The sequence below is a fragment of the Flavobacterium sp. DW-iso2 genome, assembly GCF_058725285.1.
Window position 1 is genome coordinate 1 of sequence record NZ_JBZXDY010000041.1, and the last position, 22,979, is coordinate 22,979.

Annotated in this window: 14 protein-coding genes; 7 read left to right on the forward strand and 7 right to left on the reverse strand. The window is 32.4% G+C overall.

The genetic code is table 11. From position 1 onward, the window contains the following. Nucleotides 1-906 precede the first annotated feature (906 nt). The 6 genes from AC4PRO_RS17345 to AC4PRO_RS17370 all read left to right on the forward strand — a co-directional run bounded on the left by AC4PRO_RS17345 (nt 907) and on the right by AC4PRO_RS17370 (nt 12,993). Complete coding sequence (locus AC4PRO_RS17345) at nt 907-3,651, forward strand: hybrid sensor histidine kinase/response regulator transcription factor (protein WP_492118278.1); 2,745 nt, start codon at nt 907-909, stop codon at nt 3,649-3,651. 478 nt (nt 3,652-4,129) lie between these two features. Continuing rightward, nucleotides 4,130-5,446: a sugar porter family MFS transporter gene (locus AC4PRO_RS17350; RefSeq protein WP_492118279.1), complete on the forward strand. Its 1,317-nt coding sequence runs from the start codon at nt 4,130-4,132 to the stop codon at nt 5,444-5,446. Nucleotides 5,447-5,452: 6 nt separating this feature from the next. Then, a complete protein-coding gene (locus AC4PRO_RS17355; RefSeq protein ID WP_492118280.1) occupies nt 5,453-7,051 on the forward strand; it encodes a glycoside hydrolase family 32 protein in 1,599 nt (532 codons plus the stop codon). Between the two features lie 12 nt (nt 7,052-7,063). After that, entirely contained in the window at nt 7,064-10,213 is a 3,150-nt protein-coding gene (locus tag AC4PRO_RS17360; protein WP_492118281.1) for a SusC/RagA family TonB-linked outer membrane protein, read from the forward strand. A 9-nt stretch (nt 10,214-10,222) separates the two neighbouring features. Then, on the forward strand, nt 10,223-11,965 hold the full coding sequence (locus tag AC4PRO_RS17365; protein ID WP_492118282.1) for a RagB/SusD family nutrient uptake outer membrane protein: 1,743 nt from the start codon (nt 10,223-10,225) through the stop codon (nt 11,963-11,965). A gap of 128 nt (nt 11,966-12,093) precedes the next feature. Further along, nucleotides 12,094-12,993, forward strand: a complete 900-nt coding sequence (locus AC4PRO_RS17370; protein WP_492118283.1) for a carbohydrate kinase family protein — start codon at nt 12,094-12,096, stop codon at nt 12,991-12,993. Nucleotides 12,994-13,570: 577 nt separating this feature from the next. Here AC4PRO_RS17370 and AC4PRO_RS17375 read toward each other — a convergent pair. From AC4PRO_RS17375 to AC4PRO_RS17405, 7 genes are all read right to left on the reverse strand, one after another. Beyond that, nucleotides 13,571-13,822, reverse strand: coding sequence for a hypothetical protein (locus AC4PRO_RS17375; RefSeq protein ID WP_074723478.1), 252 nt, complete (start codon nt 13,820-13,822; stop codon nt 13,571-13,573). 121 nt (nt 13,823-13,943) lie between these two features. Beyond that, nucleotides 13,944-16,985 carry an efflux RND transporter permease subunit gene (locus tag AC4PRO_RS17380; RefSeq protein WP_492118284.1) on the reverse strand — a complete coding sequence of 1,014 codons (3,042 nt, stop codon included), beginning with the start codon at nt 16,983-16,985 and terminating at the stop codon, nt 13,944-13,946. Continuing rightward, complete coding sequence (locus tag AC4PRO_RS17385; protein ID WP_492118285.1) at nt 16,985-17,914, reverse strand: efflux RND transporter periplasmic adaptor subunit; 930 nt, start codon at nt 17,912-17,914, stop codon at nt 16,985-16,987. Before AC4PRO_RS17385 ends, AC4PRO_RS17380 begins: the two co-directional genes overlap by 1 nt. Beyond that, entirely contained in the window at nt 17,904-19,145 is a 1,242-nt protein-coding gene (locus AC4PRO_RS17390; RefSeq protein WP_492118286.1) for a TolC family protein, read from the reverse strand. The genes AC4PRO_RS17385 and AC4PRO_RS17390 overlap by 11 nt, the downstream gene beginning before the upstream one ends. A gap of 77 nt (nt 19,146-19,222) precedes the next feature. Beyond that, entirely contained in the window at nt 19,223-19,657 is a 435-nt protein-coding gene (locus tag AC4PRO_RS17395; RefSeq protein ID WP_492118287.1) for a PepSY-like domain-containing protein, read from the reverse strand. 54 nt (nt 19,658-19,711) lie between these two features. Then, nucleotides 19,712-20,980 (reverse strand): sensor histidine kinase, encoded by a 1,269-nt coding sequence (locus tag AC4PRO_RS17400; RefSeq protein ID WP_492118288.1) that lies wholly within the window; start codon nt 20,978-20,980, stop codon nt 19,712-19,714. Beyond that, entirely contained in the window at nt 20,977-21,657 is a 681-nt protein-coding gene (locus AC4PRO_RS17405) for a response regulator transcription factor (protein ID WP_492118289.1), read from the reverse strand. The genes AC4PRO_RS17400 and AC4PRO_RS17405 overlap by 4 nt, the downstream gene beginning before the upstream one ends. Nucleotides 21,658-21,797: 140 nt before the next feature. Here AC4PRO_RS17405 and AC4PRO_RS17410 point away from each other — a divergent pair, with 140 nt between their 5' ends. Beyond that, on the forward strand, nt 21,798-22,511 hold the full coding sequence (locus tag AC4PRO_RS17410; RefSeq protein WP_492118290.1) for a phosphatase PAP2 family protein: 714 nt from the start codon (nt 21,798-21,800) through the stop codon (nt 22,509-22,511). Nucleotides 22,512-22,979 lie beyond the last annotated feature (468 nt).

Below are 22,979 nucleotides of genomic sequence, written 5' to 3' on the forward strand. Positions count from 1 at the left end.
CGGTTTATATATTTAAAAAATCATAAATCTGGGATTCATAACCCTGAGGTCACGAGTTCAAATCTCGTTCTCGCTACTTACAAACCCCTAAACAACAACTGTTTAAGGGTTTTTTATTGAGGCTAATTCCTTACTTGAGCAGAACAAAGAGTCATGAAATTCAAAACACCACGCAGTTATATACTTGACAATGTAAACAATACAAAAAAAAAGACCTCCGGTTAAGCGAAACAATTTATTTTTTCCTAAGTAAAATGCAACACAATTTTGCAATTATTAGAAATTAGAATTGTAATTAAACCTCATTTCGATGGGATTTGCAATAGTAACTAAAATCGATTGATAGTTCGCCCACATAATTCCTATATTTTCAATTTATACAGTTCAGACTATTGAATTAATATTCCAGCATCGGCCAAAGTACTTTCTATTGAAATATTTGGAAATTTTTCTGGTATGCCTTTGTGTGTTAAACCATAGTCAACTTCAATTGTATTGATACATGATTCTGAATGAAGAATAGTGATTAATCATTCTACTTACATCCAATTCACCTCCTTTTTAAGACGAACTTCTTTATAGGAATGTAACCTCCAAAAGCTTGATTCTATAATTTACTAAAACAATATACTGCGGCACAATAAAAACACTCAGAACAATTTAAATCTGGATAGAATTTAATTTTATTGCAATTTTAGAAACTTCAAATACCATTGTGCTAATAAAATTATACTATCCTTTTTTTTTATATATTTGTTTTTGAACCTTTCTAATAATTTCTAGAAAATATAGTCAAAAAAAAACTCTCTTAACTTCCCTGCTCCCTATAAAGTTGTATACTTTCCAATATTTCAAAGTTGTTAGTCGCAATGGGTTAATGACACACTATAATAAGCCAATCAAACCATGACAAGAAGCATCTTTTTTTATATCCTGCTTTTGAATTTCGTTTTCCTACAGACCTCTTGTAATTTAACAGCTACAGAAGAACGTGAAATTTCAATAGGCTTTTCACAAAGTGTTGGAAATGACTTATGGAGAGTTTCAATGAATCATGCAATGGAAGTCGAGGCCTCTCTTCACCCCCACGTCAATTTGACTATATATAATGCGCATCACCAAGCTAAAAAACAAATTCTTGATATAGAGAAGTTTATTGATAATAAAGTTGATGTAATAATAATTTCCCCATTCGAATCTGACTCTATTGTTCCCGTTATAGAAAAAGCCAAGGCTAACGGTATACCTGTTATTTTAATAGACAGAAAAGCAAGCACAACTAATTACAATACTTACATAGGCGCAGATAATATTGAGGTAGGTAGATTAGCAGGAAAATATGTTGCTGCTTCGTCAAAAGGGAATGCTACTGTAGTTGAAATTAAAGGAGATCACACAACTTCTCCAGGAGTAGAAAGGAGTGAAGGTTTTAAACAAATTATTAGTAAATACCCAGGAATCAAATTACATACAGTAGGTTCTGTGGACTCTGAATATCCAAAAACAGAATTTGCCAGATTATTAGATAGTTTACAAAATATAGATTATGTATTTTGTTATAATGATGTTATCGCATATAATGCCTGGAAAATAGCTAAAAGTAAAGGTTTAGGAAATAAATTAAAGTTTATAGGAGTTGATGGTCTCAATGGTCCCTTTGGAGGGATTCAATTGGTTAAAGAAGGAGTTTTGAGTGCAACTATTTTGTACCCTACAGGAGGTAGTGAAGCAATAAAAATAGCCTTGAAAATTGTATATAATGAAATAGTTCCCAAAAAAAACAAACTTACTACTACAATAATAGATTCACTTAACGCAGATATTATGAGTAATCAATTTGACAGAATAGCCATTCAACAGTCAAATATTGAAGAACAGCAAAATATCATTAAAAGCAAAGGGAAGGAATATGCAACTCAAAATAATTTATTGAAACTATTATTTGCATTATTTATTTTAACATTGTGTTTAGCAGTGTACAGTATCTATTCTCGCATTGCGATTAGCCGTAAAAAAGAGGAATTAGAAATAAGAAACAAAAAAATTAAAAGTCAAAGAAATGAAATTAAACAATACTCAGAGGAATTAAAACAAAGTAATGAAGCACGATTAAACTTCTTTATGGGTTTGTCACATGAATTTAAAACGCCTTTGACTTTAATTTTAAGTTCTGTAGAGTCTCTGGGAACAGAGCTTAAAAGCAAAGGAAATTCAGTAAATAAAGAGATTACTTTGATGTATAATAATTCTAGAAGGTTGCTTCGATTAATCAATCAATTATTAGACTATAGAAAAGTTGAAGACAAAAAATTTATATTAAGAGCTTCAATCACTAATTTGTTTGATTTTTCAAATAGTATTATTGCGGATTTTGAAAGAGAAGCAAAGAAACTTAGTATCGATTTCTCTTTGGTGACAAACAATCCTGATCTTGAGGTTTATATTGATCGAAATCTGATGGACAAAGTATACTTTAATTTGCTTTCGAATGCCTTTAAATTTACTCCAGAAAAAGGTAAGATTTCTATTGTGATAAATGAAGACAAACTGAAGAACGAGGTTAAGATTTATTTTAAAGATTCTGGGATTGGAATCCCGGAAAATGAATTAAAAGAGGTGTTTAGTGCCTTTTATCAAGGCTCTAACAATTTTAGAAATAGCTCCGGTATTGGTCTCCATCTGTCCAAAAGTTTTATTGATTTACATAAGGGAAGCGTCGAAGTTCAATCGAAAAACGGAACTGATTTTATTATAACATTACAATTAGGAAAAGAACATTTAGATCCTAAAAGTATAGTGAACACCCCAGCTTTACACTTCGTTAATCAGAATGATTATCTTGACGAAGAAGTTCTGCCAAACAGAGAAGTTGCAAATTCAGATGATAAATATTCTATTTTATGTATCGAAGACAATGTAGATCTACTTGATTATATGACTCAAAAACTGTCTGTTGAATTTTCTATTTATACCTCTGCCGGATCTGATGCAATTAATCGTGCATTAGAGATGATACCTGATGTTATAGTGTGTGATTTGAATTTGCCAGGAAAAAATGGATTTGAAATTTGTGAAATTCTCAAGAAAGATTTAAGGACTTCTCATATCCCGATAATTATTCTTACTGCTTCAGATGACCAGGATTCCTATCTGAAGGCCCTAGAAAGTGGTGCCGATGTTTTCCTAACAAAACCATTTAGTTTAAAAGTACTAGTTCATTCCATAAAAGGATTACTCTTTAACCGAGAAAAATTACGCTTTTATTATTCTAATAATATTGCAAATATTGCAAATAATGAGAATGTCAATTTTGGAACTTCAGAACAGAATTTTCTTAGAAAGCTTAATGAGTTAGTAGCTTCAAATATTGATAATTCTATTTTTACCGTCGAGGATTTAGCTAAAGACTTGAATATTTCTCGCGTGCAATTATATCGAAAAGTAAAAGCGATTTTAGGGATTAGTGTAAGTGATCATATCAATAATATAAGATTAGATAAATCAAAGGAACTGCTTCTAAATTCGAATCAAACTATTTCTGAAATAGCATATGCAGTTGGATTTTCTTCTCCAAATTATTTCTCAACTACTTTTAAAAATAAATTTGGAGTGTCTCCAAAGGAATTCAAAAATCAGAAAACACGATTATAAATAAGTTTTAAGATGCTAATTGTGAGCTTTAACCCTTCTATTATATTCCTAGGAATTGTCTGTACCTTATTATTTACTGAATTTAATCTTCTTTTAAAACCTACCTAATAATAGACGTATTTTAACATTAAGCATAACCATCAAAATATACTTTTGATGGTTTTTTTGTTTCTACTCACCAACCCCAATGTTTAACTTTTACTTAAATAAACCCAAAGATTAATGATATACGAGTATTGATGTCCTTTTATTTCTTATTATGATTAATAACCATGTAACATGATTCTACTTTTAGTAACATAACTGTAACTACAACGAAGTAGCACATATAATTTTTAAAGTTAAATCCGCTAGAATTAAAGGCTATAGCTATAGTTATTGTGTTTTTTTATAAGCGTTGTATAACATTGTAACATCTGTAAATAATAATTGTTTTTTTTACACATAATTTAGCAATTCAATATAATAATTATACATAATGAAAAAAATAGCGTCTTGGGCCTTGATAGCTTCGCTAGCAGGTTTCCTCTTTGGTTTTGATACTGTAGTAATTTCAGGAGCCGATAAAAATTTACAATCGATTTGGAATTCATCTGATGCTTTTCACGGGACAGTTGTCATGGGAATGGCACTATGGGGTACGGTACTAGGTGCCATATTTGGAGGAATACCCACTAATAAAATAGGAAGAAAGAATACCTTATTATGGATTGGAATTTTATTTTTGGTTTCAGCCATTGGTTCAGCTTTTGCAAATGACCCGATTGTTTTTGCTGTTTTTAGATTTATTGGAGGAATCGGAGTTGGTGCTTCAACAATTGCTGCACCAACTTATATCTCAGAGATTGCTCCAGCAAAGGATAGAGGAAAATTAGTAGCGTTTTATCAATTCAATATTGTTTTAGGAATCTTAGTTGCCTTTCTTTCTAATTATTTATTGAAAGACATTGGAGAAAACTCATGGAGATGGATGATGGGTGTTGAAGCATTTCCTGCCATAATATATGTATTGCTGGTTTTATTTATTCCTAAAAGTCCAAGATGGTTGCTGTCTAAATTTAGAAATGATGAAGCTAAAAAGGTTTTACAGTTGATGGAACAAGACTCTGACTACGAGAAAATGAAGGAAGAAATAGAGCTTGATAACGACAACGCGGCAATTGCAAACGATACTATCTTTTTGCAGAAATACAGAACTCCTTTGATATTGGCTTTTTTAATGGCTTTTTTCAATCAGCTGTCAGGAATTAATGCATTCTTATATTATTCAAGTAGAATATTTCAGGAAGCAGGTCTTGGCGAAAGCACTGCCTTGTTGAGCAGTATAGGTATTGGTGTCGTGAATTTGATCTTTACGCTGCTGGGTGTTTTTCTTATTGATAAATTGGGACGTAGGGTTTTAATGTATATCGGTTCTGTTGGTTATATTATATCACTTAGTTTAGTAGCAATGGCTTTCTTCCTTCATTGGGAAGGGATGGCAGTCCCAATATTTTTGTTTCTTTTTATTGCTGCACATGCGATAGGACAGGGTGCGGTAATCTGGGTATTTATTTCAGAAATTTTCCCGAACCATCTTAGAGCATCAGGGCAATCCTTTGGGAGTACTACACATTGGGTTCTAGCGGCTATAATTCCATCATTAATTCCATATTTGTTTTCTACAGTAGGCCCTGGCACAGTGTTTTTGTTTTTTGCAGTGATGATGGTTTTTCAACTTTTGTTTGTTGCTTTTATGATGCCAGAAACAAAAGGAATTTCTTTGGAAGAATTGAGTAAAAAATTAATTAAATAAAAAAATATGAAAACAGTAATTAAAAAAGAATTTTTCCAGCTCTTGTGTTGTATTATGGGAATGGTTCTCTTAGCAGGATGTAAGCAATCTTTATTTAATGAAAGGAAGGAATATACAGAAGCAGAATTGTATAGACCAAACTTTCATTTCACTCCCAAAAAAGGCTGGATGAATGATCCCAATGGGATGTTTTATTACAATGGTTATTACCACCTTTTTTATCAATATTATCCAGATTCAAATGTATGGGGACCTATGCATTGGGGACATGCCATAAGTACAGATCTAATTTCATGGACAGAAAAACCTATTGCGCTTTATCCAGATGAAAAAGGCTATATATTCTCAGGAAGTGCAGTAGTTGATGTTAAAAACACTTCGGGTTTTGGGAGCTTACAAAATCCTCCAATGGTTGCCATGTTTACTTATCATGACATGAAAAAGGAAAAAGCAGGGGAAACTAATTATCAGTCACAAGGAATTGCTTATTCATTAGATGAAGGTTTGACCTGGACAAAATATGACGCTAATCCAATTATTAAAAATCCAAATATTAAAGATTTTAGAGACCCTAAAATGACTTGGGATGCCATTCATGACAAGTGGATAATGGTACTGGCAGCAGGTGATAAAACAATGTTTTATGGTTCCAAAAATTTAAAAGACTGGGAACTGCTTTCAGATTTCGGGAAAGAAATTGGGGCTCATGGAGGTGTTTGGGAATGCCCAGATTTTTTTCCGATGCAAGTTGAGGGCACTGATGAATACAAATGGGTAATGTTATTAAGTATTAACCCAGGAGGACCTAATGGTGGTTCTGCTACTCAATATTTTGTTGGTGATTTTGATGGAAAAACATTCACGCTGGATGAATCTTTTGCCAAAGATGTAAAACAACAAAAAGGACTTTGGATTGATTACGGAAGAGACAACTATGCAGGGGTAACTTGGGCAAATATATCTGAGGTTGATGGCAGAAAATTGTTCATAGGTTGGATGTCAAATTGGGATTACGGGCAAAAAGTGCCAACTGAAACTTGGAGAAGTTCTATGACGATACCTAGAGAATTAGCACTTGTAAACGAGGACGGTCACTTTATTGTTTCTTCTAAACCGGTAAAAGAATTACAAAATTATATTGCTAAGACTATTAAAAAAGAATCTCTTAAAATAAATAGAGAAACAGTGATAATAGATAAGGGATTAGTCGATTTATCGAAACTAGATATCCGCTTTACTCTAAAGAATCTAAAAAAGGATGTTTATACTTTTTCATTTTCAAATGATTCAAACAATACGCTACAATTTGGAATCAATAAAGAAGATAATTACTTTTTTATCGATCGATCAAAATCTGGAAATTTAGCTTTTTCTGATGTTTTTGCAAAAAACATTTCAAAAGCTCCTTTTGTAGGTGACTTTGATAAAATGGATGTAAGAGTAATTGTTGACAAAACTTCAATTGAAATTTTTTATAATAATGGAAAAACGGTAATGTCGGAAATATTTTTTCCAGATAAACCAATGCAATATTTCACCGTCTCTCATGCTAATGCAGAATATACCATTGAAAACTTAATAATAAACCAACTAAGCTTTAACTAAACCAATTTAATTATGAAACACAAAATAATTCTTTACTTAATCCTGATGGGGTCCTTTATTTCTTTATCGGCCCAAAATATTGGAATTAAAGGAGTAGTAACTTCCGCAGAAGACGGGATGACTCTTCCGGGAGCATCGGTACTGGTATCAGGTACAAATATAGGTACATCTACAGATCTTGACGGTAAGTTTACAATTAATAACGTAGATAAAAATGCAACATTAATATTTAGCTATACAGGTTTTGCTACACAAACTATTAAGCTTAATGGACAAACTAATTTAGATGTTTCATTGAAATCAGAGTCTCTTACATTAGAGGATGTTGTTGTAACAGGATATTCACGAGAAAAAAAGGCAGATTTAACTGGTGCCGTAACGGTTGTGGATTTGAAGCCAATAGAAGGGCAAAGTATGAGCTCTGGTAATGCTATGCAAGCACTCCAAGGGAGAGTTGCTGGTTTGGCAATTGAAAAATCAGGAGATCCAAGTGGTGCAAGTAGCAAAATTTTGATTAGAGGTGTAAGTACCTTGGGAAATACCGATCCTTTGTATGTGATTGACGGGGTTCCTACCGTACGACCAGAGGTATTTGCGAGTTTAAGTCCTAGTGTAATCGAATCCGTTCAAGTTTTGAAAGATGCTTCGGCTTCTTCCATTTACGGTTCTCGAGCAGCCAATGGAGTTATTATTGTAACCACTAAAAATAGAGCTAAAGGGGGAGTTACTTCGGTTTCATTTAGTACTAACGTTTCAGTCCTTTCTGAAAAGAAACAACGCTATAAAATGCTTAATGCTGTAGACAGAGGTAAAGTATTATGGCAAGCATCTGTAAATGATGGTGCTGATCCAGCGGGTGGGTATGGCGAAATTTATAATTTTGATTGGAATAATGATTTTGCTAATCCAGTCCTAAATAGCGTAAGCGTAAAACCATTTGTAGGAGGTGATCTAAACGTACCTGCAGGTGATACTGATTGGCAAGATACAGTATATCAAACAGGATTACTTGTAAATAATGACTTGTCTGTTTCTGGAGGATCTGAAAAAGCAAATGCAGTTTTAAATCTTGGATATCTGGATAATTCAGGGATGTTAAAATATACGAATTACGAGAGATATTCTGCTAGACTTAACGCTAATTTTAAATTGTTTAATGACAAAGTAAGATTTGGAGTTAACTCTCAATTTACACAATCTGACGAAAGAAGCGCAGCTAATGACGTAGGTAGTGCACCAACGCCAGGATTAGCAATATCTCTTGCTCCTACTATTCCAGTTTATACCAGTACTGGAGGGTATGGAGGTCCTATTGGATCTGGATATTCAGATAGAAATAATCCATTGTTGATGCAATATCTAAATAGATGGGATAATTCTAGAAAAATGTCTTTATATGGTAATGTTTTCACTGAAATTGATATCGTAAAAGGATTGGTTTTTAGAAACAGTATTGGGATGGATTTTAATGATTTTAAACGTAAAGACATTGAACCAACGGTAAACAATGGGTTTATTACTAGGAATGTAAATAGTTTGACCTTAGACACTAATAAATATTCAAGTTTAACCATTTCAAACACTTTGAATTATAGTTTAAAAGTTTCAGATCATAAGATTGGAATTCTTATAGGAACTGAATCAACTAGAACAGATTTCAATTCATTGTTTGCCCGTGCTGAAGGATTTGCAGTAGAATCAGAATCCTATTTTACACTTGCAGCGGCAACTGGTGCAAGAACTAATAATGGTGTAACAACTGGAAGCCGTTTGCTTTCTCAATTCGGAAAATTTAATTATGCTTTTTCAGATCGTTATTTAGCTTCTTTCACAATTCGTAGAGATGGTTCTTCTAGATTTGGTGAAGATAATAGATATGGTATTTTTCCAGCAGTAACTGCAGGATGGAGAATTAACAATGAAGGATTCCTTAAAAATGTTACGGCAGTTTCAAATTTGAAATTACGTGCTGGTTACGGAGAGGTGGGAAATCAATCTATTGGAGATAATGCTCGCTTTGGTTTGTTTGAAACGAGATATGGTCCTAATCAAAATGTATATTTCCCTGATTTTTTTAATGTTTATTATAATGTGGGTACAGCGTACGATTTGAATGGTGTCAATACTGGAAATTTACCTTCTGGTTTTGTGTCTACACAAGGTGTAAATTCAGGATTAAAATGGGAAACAACTAAGGAATATAATGTTGGTTTAGATTTTGGTTTCCTAGGAGATAAATTGTCCGGATCCTTTGATTATTTCTCTAGAAAAACCGAAGGTATATTGATTGTACCACCTGTAGCATCTGCTGTTGGCGAAGGACAACAACGTTCTGTAAATGGCGCGAATACTGCTAACAGAGGATGGGAACTTAGTGTAAGTTATGGTGAAACCTTGGATAACGGCTTGACTTTTAATGTGACTACTAATTTTGGTGCGACAAAGAATAAAATAACTTATTTGCCAGAAGAGGTGAGAGCTGCCTATCCTGGGACAGCGACTAATTCAATCGTAGGACATTCACAGTTTGAAGTTTTTGGATACAAAACGGACGGTTTGTTTCAAAGTCAAGCTGAAATAGATTCACATGCTACACAAGTGGCTGCCAGATTAGGAGGAATTAAATATATTGACCTTGATGGAAATGGTGTAATAAATTCTGACGATAGAACTTTCATTGGAAGCACATTGCCAAAATTAGAATATGGAATCAACATTAGTTTAGCTTATAAAGATTTTGATTTTTCTGTGTTTGGTTCAGGAGTGACAGGCCGTATTGGACAAGATCCATATATCTATTGGAATAATTTTGTTCAAGGTAGAGAAAATGCGGGACCTGGAACCTTGAATGCTTGGACACCTACTAATACAAACACAGATGTTCCTTCCCTTTCTTTGGCAAATAATGAAAATCAAGCATCTGATTATTTATTCAGAAACAACTCATATTTCAAAGTTAGAAACATGCAACTTGGATATACACTTTCTGAGAAATTAGTAGAAAAAACAGGATTCATAACAAATTGTAGGGTCTATGCACAGGGAGAGAATTTATTTTGGTTTACACCAAAAGGATATATCGGTCAAGACCCAGAACGCACAGATGTAAATAGAATACCAGTTCCAACTACATTTTCATTGGGTCTAAACATTAATTTTTAAGCAATTATCATGAAAAAATATAATAAAATAGTTATTAGCTGCCTGTCAATCTTGTTTTTGGCATCATGCAGCTCCGATTTTTTAGATTATGAACCAACAGGAGTCTTGACTTCAGAAAGTGTTGCAACAGCAGAAAATGCAGATGCTCTTGTTACTGCAGCTTATGCTGCAATAGGAAATGACGAAATGGTAGGGCCAATAACCAACCAATGGGTTTATGGAAGTGTGCGTTCTGATGATGCTTACAAAGGCGGTGGCGGTCGTGGCGATGTAGATGTAATTGATCGTTACGAACAATACAATACAACTATTGCTGATTATGGAGATTTTATGTTACCTAGAACTTGGACAAACCATTATAAGGCTATTTCAAGAGCTAATTTTGCTTTGTCTGTTATTAATGGATTGACAGAAGCGGAATTTCCAAAAAAGAAAATAAGGCAAGCAGAATTACGTTTTTTAAGAGCACATTCGCATTTTATGTTGAAATTATTATTTAATAAAGTTCCATATATTACAGAAGATCTCTCTAAGGAGCAAATATTAACGACATCAAATGATTTGACAAGTGATGAATTATGGAATAAAATAGCGGAAGATTTCGTTTTCGCCTTTAATAATTTAGAACAAGAGCAAGAACAAGTTGGTAGAGCTGATAAGAATGCAGCAGCGGCCTATTTAGCAAAACTAAGATTGTATCAAGCTTATCAGCAAAATGATAATCATCAAGTAACAAGCATAAATACCGCAAGATTACAAGAGGTGATTGATTATGCTGACGCGGTCACAGGTGGTTTAGAAACTGATTATGCAAAAAACTTTTTGGATGGAAATGATAATGGACAAGAATCTATTTGGGCTGTTCAGTTTTCTATCAATGATGGTACAAATACTGGAAGAGTAAGTTTTGTAACTGGCTTAAACTCTCCGCATGGAACTTCTCTTTATGGATGTTGTGGTTTTCACTTAGCGAGTCAAAATATGGTGAATGCTTTTAAAACAGATGCAAACGGATTGCCATTATTAGAAACGTTTAATGATTCTGATATTTTTAAAACAATTGATGGAAATGGTAATGCTCCGCTAACGGCTGGAGTAACTCTTGATCCGCGAATTGATCATACTGTAGGTGTTCCTGGAAGACCCTTTAAATACAAAAACACTTTGAAAAATGCGGGTGATATGGTTTACAAATTCAGTTGGGCTAGAGATCCAGGTGTTTATGGTTTTTTTGGGAATATGAAAGAACAACAATCGCCAGACTGCTCCTGTTATGTAAAAAACGGACCATTTATTGGAACTTCTAAAAATGTAGATTTCATTAGATATGCAGATGTTTTATTATTTAAAGCCGAAGCATTAATCCAATTGAACCGTCATAACGAAGCTTTGCCTATTATAAATCTTGTAAGAGCCAGAGCTGCAGCTAGTAAGTCAATGCCATTAGCAGCTGGTGCTTCAGATGTTTATAAAATTTCGCCATACTTGGATTTTCCATCAAAAGATTATGCAATGAAAGCATTGATGTTTGAAAGAAGATTAGAGTTTGGTATGGAAGGTCCTCGATTTTTTGACCTTGTAAGATGGGGAATCGCTGAACCCGTATTAAATGCTTATCTTACTAAAGAAAAAACAAAAAGAGACTTTCTTTCGAATGCCAAGTTTACATCGGGTCGAGATGAATATTACCCAATACCACAAAGAGAAATTAATTTTACGGCTGGATTATACAAACAAAATCCAGGTTATTAAGAATAATTTTTTTGTTGGATGTTAATTTAATACTGTTAAAGGCAAGTTCTATTCTTGCCTTTAACTTATATTTTTTTACTGAATAGGTCGTTATTATACTTATTCTTAATTTTTTAATAAGTTTTGCTATGAAGACAAAGAACGCTTTAAGTGCAGTATGTTATGGGGAAGTGCTATGGGATATTTTTCCAACTCATAAGAAAATTGGAGGAGCTCCTTTAAATGTCGCTTTGCGAATGAATTCTATGGGAGTTAAAACGAACATGATAAGTCGCGTAGGTGCGGATGAAAACGGAGAAGGTATTTTATCATATCTAAACGATCATGAAATTTCTACTGATTTAATTCAAGTAACAAACGAATATAAAACGGGCGCAGTCCATGTGATGATAAATGAAAAGGGAAATGCTTCCTATGACATACTATATCCATCTGCTTGGGACAAAATTGAAAAAACAGAAAGAATGGATAAACTGATTACCGAAGCAGATGTTTTTGTTTTTGGAAGTTTAGCGTCCAGAGATGAAGTATCTCGTGAAACTTTATTTTCTCTTTTGGACAATGCACAATATAAAGTTTTAGACGCAAATTTAAGAGCTCCATACTATACAACAGAAGTAATTTACTCATTAATGCTAAAAGCTGACTTTATAAAGTTGAATGATGAAGAATTACGCGAAATAAGCCGAGAACTGGATTCGCCATATAACTCGTTTGAACAAAATATCAAATTCATTGCCGAGAAAACAAATACAAAACAGCTTTGTGTCACTAAAGGGGAATTTGGAGCTGTTCTGTATTATAATGGTAAATTTTATTACAATAGTGGTTATTTTGTAAAAGTGGTAGATACTGTTGGTGCTGGAGATTCTTTTTTGGCCTCACTCCTATTGCGGTTGCTTAGAGGTAAATCTCCACAAAAGGCACTGAATTATGCATGTGCGGTAGGAGCTTTAGTAGCTGGTCAAGAAGGAGCTAATCCTAAAATTTCTGAAAAAGAAATTAAAAAATTCATGATGCTTGATTAAAGCAAAATCGAAAAATAGGACTCCATTATTTTAAAAAATACATTCTAAGTTTTCCCTGCAATACAAAATAAATTCACACTTATTTTCAAATTTTTCTATTAGACACACAATAGCAGCTATTCACATTTTTTCTCGTAATTTTTTTTTATTGTAAATTCCTTTTTATCTTTTCAATACAAATCTTTGATTGGAATTTATTAGAAATGGAGAATATTGAAGTAGCTTCAAACCTTCTTTCGGTGCTTTGTAAAATGTTAAATCTAAAAAAAAATGCAAGCTCAAAAACACAAAGAAGCTTACAATAAATTAGAAAATATCTTATATCCAAGGAGTGACGAAAAAGAGTGACGAAATGAGCAAAAAAAAAAGTAAAACCAAATCAACAATAAACAAAAAACCTTGATTTACAATTACTTAACTTATATTAAAATCATAAATCTGGGATTCATAACCCTGAGGTCACGAGTTCAAATCTCGTTCTCGCTACACAAACAAACCCTTAAACAGCAATTGTTTAAGGGTTTTTTTATATTTTCAATCAAGTAAAAAAGCATTTCAAAATATTAGGAGTGAGGAATTAGAGTGAGGAATTTTGTCCAAATATCTTTATTTCGACAGCCCCCCTTTCAACTACCGATAAAATTTGAGGATCTATATAATATGATTCCAATACTTTTGCAGTCGAATGTGAAGTTAGCAACCCTGTTTCTTTTTGCATTACTTGATGCACCCATGTAATGTATGTTTTCCTTAAACTTTTCAAATTAATATCTTTTTCAATGCCCACTCCATTTTTATAATGTGTAAAAGATTTTGAAATTGAATCCATAATTGTTTTTGATTTTAATTATCAAAACATAAATAATTAATAAGATGGAACTCAACAGTGATTTATAGACTACGTTCCATGCGAATAATACGTAAAGACAATTGTATACTTAAAAAAATCATTAGAGAATCTCATCATCGACTTTGATATAAAACAATAAACTTGGTAATACTATTAAAAGTAAAGGCATCGCGATTAGAAAACCACCTATTACTGCAATTGCTAAAGGTTGATGCAATTCTGAACCTGTACCTATACCAATCGCTAAAGGCAATAACGCAATAATGGCTCCTAAAGCAGTCATTAATTTAGGTCTTAAACGTGTTGAAATCGCATAGACCAACGATTGCTTTTTATTATTCGAATTAAGGAAGGTTTCTTTAAATTGTAAATACGTAAAAATAGCATTTTCACTGATAATTCCAACAATCATAATCAATCCTGTATAGCTACCAACATTTAATGGTGTGTGTGTCAAAAACAATAATAAATAACTTCCTGCAATACCCAAAACTGAAATAAAAAGCAGGATGAAAGCCACTTTTAGATTTCGAAACAGAAATAACAAAACGCCAAAAACTAATAAACACGAAGCCATCAAAATAAGCAATAATTCCTTAAACGATTGTTGTTGGTCTTTGTAAGCTCCAGCATAATCAATATAATAGCCACTCGGGAGAGTAACTTTGCTAGATACTTCCTTTTTAATATTTTGCATCACCGTACCTAAATCTTTATTGTCTAGCCTTCCGGTAACAACGCACATCATCTGTAAATTTTCGCGTTCTATTTCAGCAATTCCCTTTGAAATCGAAATAGTAACTAGATTAGTTATTGGAATTGATTTTCCATTTGGTAAAAAAATAAAAATCTTTCTAATCTCTTCTAAATTTCTATTTTGAGTATTGGGGTAAATCATACGTATCGGTACTGCTTTATCCAACTCTAAAATAGAACCAATCACATTCCCTTCTAACAACGTTTGTAATTGAAATTGCAAATTAGCTGGAGTAATGCCGTATTGAGATAATTGATTGTAATTAGGCGTAATACTAATCGATGGCCCGGCGTAAACAATCCCATCAAATACATCAGCGGTACCTTCTGTTTTTTCGACAATTTGAGCTACTTGTTTTGCGATTTTTTGCAATTCTTGTTGATTGTTTCCAAAAACTTTTACTTCAATCGGAGAAACAGAACTCATTAAATCACCCAACATATCGCCAATCACTTGACCAAAATCGATTCGAAGTGCAGGCTGTGAAGTTTCTACTTTTAATCTGATTTCATCGATAACATCATTACTAGTTTTAGATCGGTCTTTCTTAAGCTGAATTAAATAATCGCCTCTATTGGGTTCCGTAATAAAAAAGCCCATTTGTGTCCCCGTTCTTCTGCTATACGCTTCTACTTCCGGAATAGTATGTATGATTTGCTCTACCTCAATTAAAATTCGATCCGTTTCTTCTAATGAAGTTCCTGGTGGCGATTCATAGTCTAAAACAATACTTCCTTCATCCATCTCAGGTAAAAAGCCAGTTTCTAATCGGGGCAAAATTAAAATTATTGAAAAAATCAAAAGTCCACAAAATGCAAAACTCAATAGCGGTTTTTCGATAAAATAAGCCACCCAATTTTGACTTTTAACTTCGTGATGTTCCGTTGTTGATTTTACTTCAGAAGCGTTGCTCTCTTTCTTCGTAAGCAACAAATAAACAACTGGTAATAAAATCCACGTTACAAAAAACGAACAAATTAATGTGATAATCATTGTATCCGTTAGCACTTTAAAATAAGCACCGGCAACTCCGCTCATTAATGCAAAAGGAAGAAAAATAACAATGGTACATAAAGACGAACCTACCATGGCAGGAAAGAGATAGTGAATTGCTTTCTGTAATAATGCTGTCGTGGGTTCATCAGGATGTTCCTCATGGGTTCTGTGAATTTGCTCCACAACCACGATCGCATCATCAATAATAAGACCTAAAGCGGCTGCGATTGCACCCAGCGTCATGATATTAAAGGTTTGTCCTGTAAAATATAAAACTAGCAAAGTAGCACAAAGTGTTACCGGAATAACAATTAAAATAGTAGCACTTGCTTTAACCGATTTTAAAAATAAAATAGCCACAATGATTGCTAAAAATAATCCAATTAATAAACTATCTGTAACGCTTTTTACGGCGTCGCCCACAAAACTGGATTGCTCATAATAGGGTTTGATTTTTATATCCTTTGGAATTATTTTTTCCAGTTCTTTCAGCTTTGCATCCATGTCCGTTGACATGGTAATTAAATTGGCACCTGGTTGCTTAATAATCGCAATTAAGACACTTTCTTTTCCGTTAGCATTTACCTTAATATATTCTTTAGCTTCTTCAATGGCTACCGTAGCAATATCTTTTAGTGTTATGATCCCTTTCCCGTTGTTTATAACTACTAGATTCTCTAAATCTGATTTGGTAGTAATCTGAGCATCCGTTAAGGTTAAATATAAAAAGCGATTGTCTGACAAATACCCATTAGAAGTAATAAAATTGGTTTGGCTTAAAACCTGAGAAACGGCCTCTGGAGTGATGCCATAAGCAACCATTTTACTCTGATTAAGCTCTATCCAATATTCTTTTTCTTTTCCACCTATCACTCTAACTTCGCTTACTCCATCTACTTGTGACAGAAAAGGTTTTATCGTGAAATTGGCTATTTTTTTTAATTCAATAGGCGATCTGTTTGTGCTTTCCAGTGCATAGCCTATAACAGGAAGAATAGACGGATTCATCTTTTCTACTGTTAATTGAATACCTGCCGGCAAATCAGTTCTAATCTGATTAATTCTAGATTCGATTTGTTGTTTACTAACATCTAAATCAGCTTTCCAATCTACAAAAGCCGAAATTTCGCAACTTCCTCTACTAGTTGTACTACGAACCGTTTTTAGATTTGGAATTTTCTTTATCGCATTTTCTAATGGTTTAGTCACAGTAACCATCATTTTATCTACAGGTTGCTGCCCTGCATCGGCTATGACTTTTATTTTAGGAAAAGTAATTTCTGGAAATAAACTGGTTTGCATTTTAGAGTACGCAAAAATACCTCCCAATAATACCAAGAAAATTAAAGTGCTTAAACCGCTTTTATGTTTTACAAAAAAATTATTCATTATTTGGCACTTTTTATAATTTTCACTTTGATGGTATCTCCTACTCCATAGTTTCCAGAAGTGACTATCTTATCTGTTACTTTGAATTTCGGGGAAATTATTTCTGTTCTTTCTTGGTTTTTTATCCCAATTTGAACTGGAACTTTAATAGCTGTAGAATCATTTTTAAGCAACATAACCCAATATTCCGTTTCTATTTCATTACTTAAAATAGCCGCCTTTGGTAATGTAATTATATTCGATTTATTTGATTTTGGAATACGTACCGAAACGATCAAATTTTCAGGTAAAACCTCATTTGAATTCATTTTTAAAAATACACTTTGCATCTGCGAACTGGCATCTACAGCAGGAATAAATTGCTTCACTGTTGCTGAAATAGAGGTTCCGTCTGGTAAGTAAATCGATAACTGTTGATTGATAGCAATGTGTTTTTTTAATTCGAAAGGAACATTTATTACAACTCCATAATTATTAGAATCATTAATAATGGCCAATACATCTCCTTCTTGAACATAGTTACCGTTTTCTACATTAACCGCAGTAATAAACCCAGTGGAACTTGATGGAATTGAAACTGCACTACCAAAATTTAATTTAGGATCTAATTTATTTACATCATTTCCCAGGGCAATTGCTTCTTTTGTTTTTATCGAAAACAAACGCTTTCCTTTTGCAACTTTGTCATTCGTTTTTGCATTAACCGCTGTTATATAACCCGTAATGATTGATTTTATAGGTGTTTTAACTATATAAGAAACCGTTCCAGAAACTTCTTCATAATCATCAATTCCAGTCGTGTCAATAGTTGTTACCGTTACTGGAATAATAGTTTCCGTTTCCGTAGTTGCCGCTTCTTGTTTTTTACAAGACTGTAAAAGCATTACAAATAATACAATTATAAAGGGTATCGTTATCTTATTTTTCATTTGTATTCCAATAATTAAGTTCATTAATTAACAGCAGGCGTTCTGTATTGTTTTGAGCAATCGCATTTGTAATTGACAGTGAATTCCCCAATGCAATAACAAAATCTGGGATAATTGCATTTCCAGTGACCAATAATTTATTAAAAGCATCGAGTAGCGTTTTGTTAATCTTTAACTGAGTTTGTAGTTGTTCATTAATCATTTCGTTCTGACTTAATTTCAACACTAACTGTTCCTGCTGTTGTTTAAACTGTCTTTCAAATTGCTTTTTATAGGCAGAATTAGTTTCTGAAGCTAACTTGTTTTTAGTGATTTGGAGTTTCCTTTGATTTCCATCATAAATAGGAATTGAGAGATTAACACCAACACTATTTCCAAAATTCTTATAATATTGACCCGTTAAAGTAGAATTGTAACCGGCATCTGCTAACAATAGTAATGATGGTTTGTAATTATTTGCAATATTATGTTTTTGATTTTCGATACTCAAACTATCAATTTCAAATTGCTGATTGTAAATAGAATGCTCTGAATTGACGAGTTGCTTCAATTCAATTTGGGGTTCGATTAATATAATTGTTGGTTTTTCGTTTGTTCCAGATAAATAATTTAGTATTCCTAAATCATTTTCAAATTGGTATTTCATCTGAAGCAGGATTAATTCTTGCTGTTTTACTGTAGATAAAAAAAGCAGATAATCGGTTTGTTTATAGATGGATTTTTGAGTAAACTTTTTAAGAATTTCCAATTCAGAATTCAATAGACCAAACTGTTTTTGAAGGTTTAAAAATTGATTGTTATCAGAAAACGCAACGATATATTGCAAACGAATCGCTTTAGTAATATCATTTTTCGTGATTTTCTTATTAATGTCAATTTTATCTTTTAATAAAGTGATAGCACCAAGCTGATTGTTTTTTTGGCTTTTGCCAAATATCCTTTGCGAAAAGCTCACTAAACCACTAACATTTTGTCCGTTACTAATCGCAGTATCATACCCATAATTATTTATCACAGGCGCATAATTAGCAAATAGATTTACATTTAATTGTGGCTTTAAATTGGCTTTATACAATAAGCTATCTATTGACAAAGAACTAGATTGACTGTTTAAATCATCTAACAAAGCCGTATTCAAAAGTGCTTTTTCTATAAAAAAATTCACCTCTCTTTTCTGTGAAAAAGAAGCAAATGAAATAAGTGCCGTTATGAAGAGTAAAAAAATTCGCATAGGTTAAAAGATGAAAAATTAGAACACCTTATTTAAAAGATGTTCTAACAATAAACACAAGTAAATATTTCTGATTATTAGTCTTTATGCAGTTTTAAGAATTTCCCAGATGCATCAAAAATCAAATCACATATTTTTCTATCAATTTTAACCTCCGCTTCATAGGTAACAACATTTTTATCATCTGTGATTTTAGCTGTTTCTTTAATTTTTTTACTAGGATAAGTACTTGCTATATAAGCTAGCGCCTTAGCAGGCATTTCCGTTTCTTTAATTTCAATTTCTGTAGCTAACTTATGTCCTACTTTATCATAGTTTGCAGAAGCGTCCTTTCCGTTCATTTTAAACTCTGCTTCAAAACCGTCCTTTTCAATATCCCAGTCTACTTTTGTATTTGGATATTCTTTCTGGAAAGATTCTTTAACTACTTTAGGTACTTCTTTGTTACCTTTGGATTGTGCACAACCTATCGCACTTATTGCAATAGCGGCAAATAAAATTACATTTTTCATGATTGCTGTTTTTTAAATTATTAAACAAATATCTATCATGAATCTATTTCAAATCTATCTTTTAAACTGACTTAAAGAAAAAACATGTTCATTGTTTTCATATTTATACAAAACTGCAATCGAATTTGCTTCTGAGATTTCTTTCACTATCGCTAATCCTAAACCTATAGAATTGGCATTAGAAGATTTTTTTTCAAAACGTTCAAAAATACTAACTTCATTTAAAGGTTCTAAAACACCCGTATTTCTTATATATAGCGTTTCCTCTTTTATCAAAATTGTAATTTGTCCATTATTAACATTATGCCTTATAGCATTTTGAATTAAATTATTAATTAAAATAAAACACAATTCTGAATTAATTCTAAAAGACAAATCCATAGTCGTTTCACAAACAAACTGCATGTTTTTATCTAAAATAAAATCTTCATTTACCATTCTAACTTTTTCAATTAAAGGGAGTAGCGCAACCGTATCTGTTTTTTCGTATTGTTGGTTTTCTATTTTAGAAAGCAATAGCAATGATTTATTAATTCTACTCAACCGGCTTGTTGCCTCTTCAATAGAAACTAACAACGTCAATGATTCTTCATTCAACGTGTTTTCTTGAAGTAATAAATCTATCTTACCTTTTATTATAGCTAATGGAGTTTGAAATTCATGCGAAGCATTTTCTGCAAATTTTTTCTGGTTTTTGTAATCACTAATTATTTTTGAAGTCATGTGATTAATCGAAGAATTTAGTTCGCTGAATTCAGTAATTTCATTTGATTCTAATTTTTTATATGGCGTTGTATGCACACTAAAATCCTTTATATAATCTAAGGTATTCTTAAATGGTGTCCAAATGAGCTTAGAAATTCTACTATTTATATATGCTGTCACTAAAAAAAGCACAAGCAACATAACAATAAACACGACCGAGACTACTTCTACTAATTCATCATATTCTATGGTACTCTTCCAAACTTTAATCTGATAATTCTTCCCCTTTACAATAGCGTTTTTTTCTATCATTTTACTAGAAATGTATTCTTTTTCAATCTCAGAATACATCAAAGTATCTTTTATCGTTTGTGGAATAATGCGATCCTTTGCTATTTCTTTTATGTAAACTTCATTATTAACTTCAAATACATTTAAAACAGTCGTATTTCCTTTTGCGATGTAGTTTTGAATTACCTTAACCCTTGTCAACAAAATGGATTCATTGCTTTCTCCAATTTCATTTAGAAGAAAAAAATAGATAAAAATGGCAGAAAATAAAATTACCGGAATGGTATAAAGGATATAATATCGGCTTGTTTTTGTTAGTAGCTTCATAGTTCCGTTTTAAATGTATAACCAATGCCATATATGGATTGAATGTAGTCATTACAATGGGCCGCGAGCAGTTTCTTTCTAAGGTTTTTTACGTGATTATAGATAAAATCAAAATTATCAAATTGATCCGCACTATCTCCCCACAGATGCTCTACCAAGGCATTTTTTTGAATAACTCTATTTTTATTAGCAATAAAATAAACTAATAAATCAAACTCCTTTGAAGTTAAATTAATCGGACCATTATTAATCAAGACTTTTCTTTCATCCGGATATAAAGTGATTTCATTAATAACAATTGCATCAACTCCATCAAAATTATTGCGTCTAATCAACGCTTTTATCCGAGCATTTAGTTCGGGTAAATGGAAGGGTTTGGGCAAATAATCATCCGCTCCTAAATTCAATCCCTCTATTTTATCGTCAAATGAATTTTTGGCAGAAATAATAATAATACCAGTTTTCGGTCTGCTACTTTTAATGGTTTTTATTAAGTCTAGCCCATTGCCATTAGGTAAAGTGATATCTAGTAAAACACAATCATATTCATATACTTGTATTTTTTCGTTGGCAGAGTTAAAATTGTTCGCTATCTCAACTATGTTCTTTTCAAGCTCTAAGTATCGAGTGATACTTTTTTGCATTTCTATTTCATCTTCAACAAGTAAGATTTTCATAAATTGAGTTTAAATAAATAATTCGAAAGTAAAAGTAGCACGTAAATCTATTCTAAATCTATCGTTTTTCAAAAATACAGATTTACTACAGAATTCAAATTGATCTTTACATGAAAAATCTAACTGTCTTCCTTTAAAAAATGAATTATAAATTCCTCTTATCAGTACTAATATCCTGTCAGTCAATCTGTGCTCAGGAAGTTAAACAGGATTCTATATCCACCAAAAAAATCTCTTACAAAGAATTGATTATTCCATCAGTGCTCATTGGTTATGGCGTAATTGGCATTGAGAGTGATGCTCTTAAAAATTTAAATACCGAAATAAAAGAAGAGGTAAATGAAAATATTGATCACAAAATAACGATCGACGATTTTACACAATACCTACCGGCAGCTTCAGTTTATGGTTTAAACGTAATGGGGATAAAAGGTAAAAGTAATTTTAAAGACAGAACTCTAATTTTAGCTACATCCTATCTATTAGTTGCGGCCACAACATTACCATTAAAAAGCATTACTCAAATACAACGCCCAGATGGTTCATCATATAATTCCTTCCCATCTGGTCATACAGCAACGGCGTTTGCAGGTGCCGAATTTCTTTGGCAAGAATACAAAGATGTATCTATTTGGTATGGTGTTTCAGGTTATATAGTTGCTACAGGTACGGGCTTCTTCAGAATGTATAATGACCGTCATTGGTTAACTGATGTAGCAGCTGGTGCAGGAATTGGAATATTATGTACCAAAACTGCGTATTGGTTGTATCCTAAATTACAAAAACTACTTTTCAAAAAAGAAACAAAAGCGGCGGTCATGGTTGCTCCTTTTTATAATGGGAAGCAAACATGAATTGGATTAGTAGGTAGATTTTAAGATGATTATCTAAGTTTAGATATATGCTTTTTAAAAACTATTAAAATTTCTGATTCTATCTATATAATTTTAAAATAGGAACAACTTACTAAACTAAATACTTTTGATTTCATCCTGTTTGATAAAGTCTATAATCAATAAACAGCTATATCTTTACTGTTTTGACCCCTATAAAAACAAAAAACATTTTTAAATATAATAAAGTAGTAAATGAAAAACTATTCGTTTATAAACTTATTAATTCCAATTAAATTTGATTAATTTAGCTTAAAAATTTAATATTATCAGTACACGATACCGTACACACTTTTGATATAAGTCTAGTAAAACGGGGATGTTTTCGATAATTTTCAGGAAATTTAATCGAATTCATAACCCTGAGGTCACGAGTTCAAATCTCGTTCTCGCTACACAAACAAACCCTTAAACATCAACTGTTTAAGG